This window comes from Isoptericola sp. NPDC057391 (assembly GCF_042668085.1).
Classification (GTDB): domain Bacteria; phylum Actinomycetota; class Actinomycetes; order Actinomycetales; family Cellulomonadaceae; genus Isoptericola.
On sequence record NZ_JBHVBO010000212.1, the window covers coordinates 1 to 6,728 of the forward strand.

Below are 6,728 nucleotides of genomic sequence, written 5' to 3' on the forward strand. Positions count from 1 at the left end.
CCGGCAGGGTACGTGCCGGGGTGACCCGCCGGTCCGGGCGCCCGGACGTCAGACGGCGCGCGCGTGCGCCACGAGTCGGTCGAACGCGGCGTCGAGGGTGGGGTCGACCCGCTGCGCCTCGCGGTGCGCGTCGTACCAGGCGATCTGCTCGACGGCGGCCTGGTCGTACGTGATCGTCGTGCCGAACTCGGGCACCAGGGCGCGCAGCTTGGCGCAGTCGAACACCATCGAGTGGGCCTTGTCGCCCAGCAGGCCGGGCCCGACGTCGGGCAGCACGCGGGCGATCGTCTCGGACGCGACGTGCACGAGCTCGGGCTCGTCCACCCCCGCCGCGGCCGCGAGCCAGCGGTAGACCTGGTCCCACGTCGGGGCGTGGGTCCCCATGATCTGGAAGCTGTCGCCCACGGCGGCGGGGTGGCCGAGCAGGCCCACGAACCCGACCGCGAAGTCCTCCGTGTGCGTCAGCGTCCACAGCGACGTGCCGTCGCCGTGCACGACGACGGGCCTGCCCGCGCGCAGGCGCGCGACGTCGGTCCAGCCGCCGGTGGTGGGCAGCAGCGTGCGGTCGTAGGTGTGCGACGGGCGCACGATCGTCGCGGGGAAGCCGCGGTCGCGCCAGGCGCACACGAGGACGTCCTCGCCCGCGATCTTGTCGCGCGAGTACTGCCAGAACGGGTTGCGCAGCGGCGTCGACTCCGTGACCGGCAGCCGCTCCGGCGGCGTCTGGTACGCCGACGCCGAGGAGACGAACACGTACTGCCCGACCCGCCCGGTGAAGCGCTCGACGTCGTGCGCCACGTGGTCGGGGCGGAACGCGCGGAACTGTGCGACGACGTCGAAGTCCCGGCCCGCGAGCGCGGCGTCGACGGCGTCGTCGTCGGTCACGTCGGCCACCAGGGTCTCGACCTCCGGCGGCAGCGGCCGCGTCGTCGAGGTGCCGCGGTTGAGGACCGTGACCCGGTGCCCCATGCCGACGGCGCAGGCCACGCTCGCGGCGCTGATGACGCCGGAGCCGCCGATGAACAGGACGTCCTGAGGACTGCGGATGCTCATGGGTCCATCGTGCCCGCCCGGGCCGCCGCCCCGGCCCCGACGGGGCCGCGGCTTGACAGGCGGCCACGGCAACTGGTTCCGTACTGCAGAACTTAGTTCCGTGTGACGGATCAGGAGGCACCACGGGGTGCCTCGCTCGACGAGGAGCAGAAGGAGGGGGCGATGAGGCTCAGACAGCTGGCCGCAGCAGGGTCTGCGGCGCTCGTGGCGGTGACGCTGACCGCCTGCGGCGCGGGGTTCACGACCGCGGCCGCGGGGGGCGCGGCGTCCGACGGCGCGGGTGCGCCGGAGGCGGAGCGCGTCTTCAAGGTGGCGTTCAACCAGAACGCCGACCAGCCCGAGGCGGTGGCGATGACCCACCTGGGGGAACGGCTCGCGGAGCGGACCGACGGGCGCTACGCGGTGGAGGTCTACCCCAATGAGACGCTCGGCGCGCAGAAGGACACCGTCGAGCTGGTGCAGTCCGGCGCCGTCGACTTCGCCCTCGTGGCGGGGTCGCTGCTGGAGAACATCAACTCCGACTTCGTGGCGCTGAACATGCCGTACGTGTACGACTCGCAGACGCACCAGGAGGCCGTGCTCAACGACCCCGCGATCACGGGCGACCTGTACTCCTCGCTCGAGGAGCAGAACATCCGCGTGCTGGGCGGGTTCTCCGCCGGCGTGCGCAGCGTCTACACGTCGGCGCACCCGATCGAGACCCCCGAGGACCTCGCCGGCCTCAAGATCCGCGTCATGGAGACCGACACCAACAGCCGGATGATGGACCTCATGGGCGGCGTCGGCACGCCCATGGGCCAGGGCGAGGTGTACACGGCGATCCAGTCGGGCGTCATCGACGGCGGCGAGAACAACGAGTCGATCTACCGCAACCTCAAGCACGACGAGGTCGCGCCGTACTACTCGTACACGAACCACCTCATGATCCCGGACTACCTCATCACCAACCCGGCCACCTTCGACGCCATGTCGGAGGCCGACCGCACGGTGTTCCTCGAGGAGCTCGAGGCGGCCTACGACGAGTCGAGCCGCCTCACGACCGAGGTCATGGCGGAGAGCCAGCGGGCCGCGGAGGAGGCCGGCGCCGAGTTCAACTCGCCCGACGTCGAGCCGTTCCGCGAGGCCGTCGCCCCGCTGCTCGACGAGAAGCTCACGACGCCCACGTCGCGCGAGCTCTACGACCGCACCCGCGCCGTCGCGGAGCAGATGGCGGAGGAGGAGTGATGACCCGCGTCAAGAACGGCCTCGACGCCGTGCTGCGCTGGCTGTGCGTGCTGCTCCTGGGCGCGCTCGTGCTGGTCGTGGCGTGGCAGGTCTTCACCCGTCAGGTGCTGTCGGCGCCCAGCGTGTGGTCCGAGGAGCTCGCGAAGTACCTGTTCGTGTGGCTCAGCTTCTTCGGCACCGCCCTCGTGTTCGGCGAGCGCGGGCACATCGCCGTGGACTTCCTGGTGCGCCGGGCGCCCCAGCACCTGCAGCGCGCGGCAGCCGTGCTCGGCCAGGTCGTGACGTTCGCGTTCGCCGCGCTGGTGCTCGTCTACGGCGGCTGGCAGCTCGCCCAGCTCACCTGGACCCAGGACGTGCCCAGCCTCCCGCTGATGGTCGGCTGGCTCTACCTGGTGCTCCCGGTCTCGGGCGTGCTCGTGCTCTTCTACACCGTCTACCACCTGGTGGCCGTCGTGCGTGGCGTGGAGAACGCCACCACCGACGGCGAGCCGGACGCAGTCTGAGGGGGCTCACATGGAGGTGGCAGCAATCGCCGGGCTGGTCCTGATCGTCGGGATCGTCGCCCTCCTCGCGCTGGGGATCCCGATCTCCGTGGCCGTCGGCACGTCGTCGGCGCTCGCCGCGATCACCGTGCTCGGCTTCGAGAACGGGCTCCTCACGTCCGCGCAGCAGATGTTCCGCGGCGTCAACAACTTCTCCCTGCTGGCGATCCCGTTCTTCGTGCTCGCCGGCGTGATCATGAACAACGGCGGGATCGCGCTGCGGCTCGTCAACTTCGCCAAGATGCTCGTGGGCCGCGCCCCCGGGTCGCTCGCCCAGACCAACGTCGCGGCGAACGCGATGTTCGGAGCGGTCTCCGGCTCGGCGGTCGCCTCCGTGGCCGCCGTCGGCTCGACGATGGGCCCGCTCCAGGCGAAGGAGGGCTACCCCAAGGACTTCGCCGCCGCGACGAACATCGCGTCCGCGCCGTCCGGCATGATCATCCCGCCGAGCAACCTGATGATCGTGTACTCGCTCGTGTCGAGCACGTCCGTCGCGGCGCTGTTCGTGGCCGGCTACGTGCCCGGCATCCTGTGGGCCGCCGTCTGCATGGTCATCGTGCACCTGTACGCCCGCAAGCGGCCGGGGCTGCGCGTGACCGAGAAGCTCTCGGGCCCCGCCAAGCTCAAGGTGGCGGGCCAGGCGGTGCCCGCGCTCCTGCTGATCGTCATCGTCATCGGCGGCATCCTGGCGGGCGTCTTCACGCCCACCGAGGCGTCGTGCATCGCCGTCCTGTACTCGTTGGTCCTGTCGTTCGTGTACCGCTCCATCAAGGTGCGCGACCTGTCCGGCATCCTGCTCGAGTCGGCGCGCACCACGGCGATCGTCATGTTCCTCGTCGGCGTGTCCGCGGTCATGTCGTGGGTGATGTCGTTCGCGCAGATCCCGCAGCTCGTCACGGACGCCCTGCTGACCGTCAGCACCAACCCGTACGTGCTCATCGTGCTCATCGTGGTGCTGCTGCTGGTCATCGGGTGCTTCATGGACCCGACGCCGGCCGTGCTGATCTTCGCGCCGATCTTCCTGCCCGTCGTCACGGCGTTCGGCATGGACCCCGTGCACTTCGGGATCTTCATGGTGCTCGCGCTGTCGATCGGCACGATCACCCCGCCCGTCGGGCCCGTCCTGTTCGTCGGTGCCAGGGTGTCGGGCATGTCCATCGAGAGCGTCATGCGGCGCCTGGTGCCGTTCTTCGTGGCCCTCGTGCTCCTGCTGCTCGTCGTGGCCATGACGCCGGCCCTGTCGCTCTGGCTGCCGGGGCTGCTCGGGCTCGCCTGACGGCGCCGTCCGCCTCGCCCCGCCCGTCCCACCGTCCACCACCGATTCGGAGGTTCCCATGGAACAGCGCTACGCCACCGCCCCGGAGCAGATCCCGGGCATGACCACCCAGGACCTGCGGGACCGCTACCTCGTGCCCGACCTGTTCGTCGACGACGAGATCCGCACGGTCTACACCCACCACGACCGCGTGGTGCTGGGCGGCATCAGCCCGGTGTCCGCGCCGCTGACCCTGCCGGGCTACCCGGAGATCCGCTCGGAGCGGTTCTTCGAGCACCGCGAGGCCGGCATCGTCAACGTGGGCGGCCCGGGCACGGTCACGGTGGACGGCACGGAGCACCGCCTCGCGCACGGCGCGTGCCTCTACGTGGGGCGGGGCGCGGCCGACGTCGTGCTCGCCTCGGACAGCTCGTCCGGCGACGCCACCGGGGAGGCCGCGCCGGCCCGGTTCTACCTCTTCTCGGCGCCGGCGCACACCGCGTACCCGACCACCCTGGTCGAGCCCGGGCAGGGCACCGTGCGCGAGCTCGGCGACCAGGTCACGTCCAACCGCCGCACGCTCAACCAGTACATCCACGAGAACGGCGTGCGGTCGTGCCAGGTGGTCATGGGCGTCACGACGCTGCACCCGGGCAGCATGTGGAACACCATGCCGGCGCACACCCACGACCGGCGTACGGAGTGCTACCTGTACTTCGACCTGCCGGCCGAGGCGCGCGTCGTGCACCTGCTGGGCGAGCCCACCGAGACGCGGCACATGGTCGTCGCGGACCGCGAGGCGATCATCTCGCCCAGCTGGTCGGTGCACTCCGGCGTCGGGACCGCCGCATACTCCTTCGTGTGGGCGATGGCCGGCGAGAACCAGGCGTTCGACGACATGGACGGGTTCGACGTCGCCACGATGCGCTGACTGACGAGGCGCCGACGACGCGCGGACGCGCGGGGACGAGGAGGAACGGTCGATGAGCGAGGCGACGACGGCCAGCGAGAAGACGCTGATGGTGCTCGAGGCGGCGATGACGCACGGGCGCTTCAGCGAGATCGTGGCGGCGGTGGACCTGCCCAAGGCGACGGTGCACCGCATCCTCGCCACGCTCGTCGACCGGGACTTCATCCGGGTGGCCGAGGGCGGCACGCACGTGCCCGGCCCGAAGATCCTGTCCCTGGCCGGGGCGGCGTACGACCGGGTCGACGTCTCGACGATCGTGCAGCCCTACGTCGACGACCTCGTGCGCCGCGTGCAGTGCACGGTGCACGTCGGCGTGCGCAGCGGCGACGAGATCATCTACCTGGTCCGCACCGACTCCGACAAGCCGTACCGCATGCCGTCGCGCGTCGGCGCGTCGATCCCGCTGCACACCTCGGCGATCGGCAAGTCCATCCTGGCGCGGCTCGACGACGACGCCGTCGAGCGGTTCGTCAACCGTGCCGGGCTGCCGCGCCGCACGGCGCGCAGCATCGCGACGCTGGAGGACCTGCGCGCCGAGCTGGCGGACATCCGCCGCGACGGGTACGCCTTCGACCGCGAGGAGAACGTGCCGGGCGTGGTGTGCATCGGCACCGCCGTCCGGGACCACTCCGGCCACTCCAACTACGGCCTGTCGATCTCCTCGCTCGCCCTCGAGCACTCCGAGGGCCAGCTCGCCGCGATGGCGGACGACCTGCACAAGACGGCCGCCGACATCACCCACGCGCTCGGGGGCGACCGGTAGGGCCCAGCGCCCCGCCCGCCCCGGGCCAGACGAAGGAACGAGACACGTGAGCACCAGCACCACCGACCGCCCGACCGACCGGGCCCAGGGGCTCGACCCCGCCGTCGCCCGGCTGTTCAGCCTCGAGGGCCGCACCGCGGCCGTGACGGGCGCCAGCAAGGGCATCGGCCTCGCGATCGCGGCGCTCCTCGCCCGCGCGGGCGCCGACGTGATCGGCGTCAGCACGACGATGCCGGACGGCGACTCGGACGCGCGTCGCGCCGTCGAGGGCGCCGGGCGCCGGTTCACCCCGGTCGCGGCCGACCTGTCCGACCGGGACGCTGTCGCCGCGCTCGCCGCGACGCTCGTCGAGCGCGAGGTGGACGTGCTGGTCAACAACGGCGGCACCATCCGCCGCGCGCCGGCGGCCGAGCACCCGGACGCCGACTTCGACCACGTGCTCGAGGTGAACCTGCGGTCCGCGTGGACCCTCTCGCGCGAGGTCGGGCGCGCCATGCTCGCGCGCGGGCACGGCAAGATCGTCGGCACCGCGTCGATGCTGAGCTTCCAGGGCGGCGTGAACGTGCCCGGCTACACGGCGTCGAAGTCGGCGCTCGCGGGCCTGACCAAGGCCCTGGCCAACGAGTGGGCCGGGCGCGGCGTCAACGTCAACGCCGTCGCGCCGGGCTACGTGGCCACCGCCAACACCGGCGCGCTGCGGGCCGACGAGGACCGCAACGCCGAGATCCTCGCGCGCATCCCCGCGGGCCGCTGGGCCACGCCGGAGGACATCGCCGGGGCGGTGCTGTACCTGGCCTCTCCCGCGTCGGACTACGTGCACGGCGCGATCATCCCCGTCGACGGCGGCTGGCTGGCGCGCTGAGCCGGGCCCGGCTCGCGTCGACGTAGCGATTCCTCGCCGTCCCGGCCTGGGACGACGAG

7 protein-coding genes are annotated in these 6,728 nt (G+C 71.8%); 6 read left to right on the forward strand and 1 reads right to left on the reverse strand.

Going from position 1 to position 6,728, the window contains the following annotated elements; translation table 11 throughout:
* Nucleotides 1–48 precede the first annotated feature (48 nt).
* Nucleotides 49–1,053, reverse strand: a complete 1,005-nt coding sequence (locus ACFUVW_RS18570) for an NAD-dependent epimerase/dehydratase family protein (RefSeq protein ID WP_430572786.1) — start codon at nucleotides 1,051–1,053, stop codon at nucleotides 49–51.
* Nucleotides 1,054–1,215: 162 nt separating this feature from the next.
* Here ACFUVW_RS18570 and ACFUVW_RS18575 point away from each other — a divergent pair, with 162 nt between their 5' ends.
* The 6 genes from ACFUVW_RS18575 (at nucleotide 1,216) to ACFUVW_RS18600 (ending at nucleotide 6,669) form a co-directional block, all read left to right on the forward strand.
* The gene (locus tag ACFUVW_RS18575; protein ID WP_430572787.1) at nucleotides 1,216–2,277 is read left to right on the forward strand and encodes a TRAP transporter substrate-binding protein; all 1,062 of its coding nucleotides are present in this window, start codon (nucleotides 1,216–1,218) and stop codon (nucleotides 2,275–2,277) included.
* Entirely contained in the window at nucleotides 2,277–2,780 is a 504-nt protein-coding gene (locus ACFUVW_RS18580; RefSeq protein ID WP_430572788.1) for a TRAP transporter small permease, read from the forward strand. Before ACFUVW_RS18575 ends, ACFUVW_RS18580 begins: the two co-directional genes overlap by 1 nt.
* Before the next feature lie 10 nt (nucleotides 2,781–2,790).
* Entirely contained in the window at nucleotides 2,791–4,095 is a 1,305-nt protein-coding gene (locus ACFUVW_RS18585; protein WP_430572789.1) for a TRAP transporter large permease, read from the forward strand.
* Nucleotides 4,096–4,153: 58 nt separating this feature from the next.
* On the forward strand, nucleotides 4,154–5,005 hold the full coding sequence (gene kduI, locus ACFUVW_RS18590) for a 5-dehydro-4-deoxy-D-glucuronate isomerase (RefSeq protein ID WP_430572790.1): 852 nt from the start codon (nucleotides 4,154–4,156) through the stop codon (nucleotides 5,003–5,005).
* Between the two features lie 52 nt (nucleotides 5,006–5,057).
* A complete protein-coding gene (locus ACFUVW_RS18595) occupies nucleotides 5,058–5,807 on the forward strand; it encodes an IclR family transcriptional regulator (RefSeq protein ID WP_430572791.1) in 750 nt (249 codons plus the stop codon).
* Between the two features lie 112 nt (nucleotides 5,808–5,919).
* Nucleotides 5,920–6,669, forward strand: a complete 750-nt coding sequence (locus ACFUVW_RS18600; protein ID WP_430572792.1) for an SDR family oxidoreductase — start codon at nucleotides 5,920–5,922, stop codon at nucleotides 6,667–6,669.
* The last annotated feature ends 59 nt before the right edge of the window (nucleotides 6,670–6,728 follow it).

Excerpts from the sequence above, each read along its gene's own strand:
- ACFUVW_RS18570 (WP_430572786.1), bottom strand. The coding sequence starts at position 1,053 with ATGAGCATCCGCAGTCCTCAGGACGTCCTGTTCATCGGCGGCTCCGGC.
- ACFUVW_RS18575 (WP_430572787.1), top strand. The coding sequence starts at position 1,216 with ATGAGGCTCAGACAGCTGGCCGCAGCAGGGTCTGCGGCGCTCGTGGCG.
- ACFUVW_RS18580 (WP_430572788.1), top strand. The coding sequence starts at position 2,277 with ATGACCCGCGTCAAGAACGGCCTCGACGCCGTGCTGCGCTGGCTGTGC.
- ACFUVW_RS18585 (WP_430572789.1), top strand. The coding sequence starts at position 2,791 with ATGGAGGTGGCAGCAATCGCCGGGCTGGTCCTGATCGTCGGGATCGTC.
- kduI (WP_430572790.1), top strand. The coding sequence starts at position 4,154 with ATGGAACAGCGCTACGCCACCGCCCCGGAGCAGATCCCGGGCATGACC.
- ACFUVW_RS18595 (WP_430572791.1), top strand. The coding sequence starts at position 5,058 with ATGAGCGAGGCGACGACGGCCAGCGAGAAGACGCTGATGGTGCTCGAG.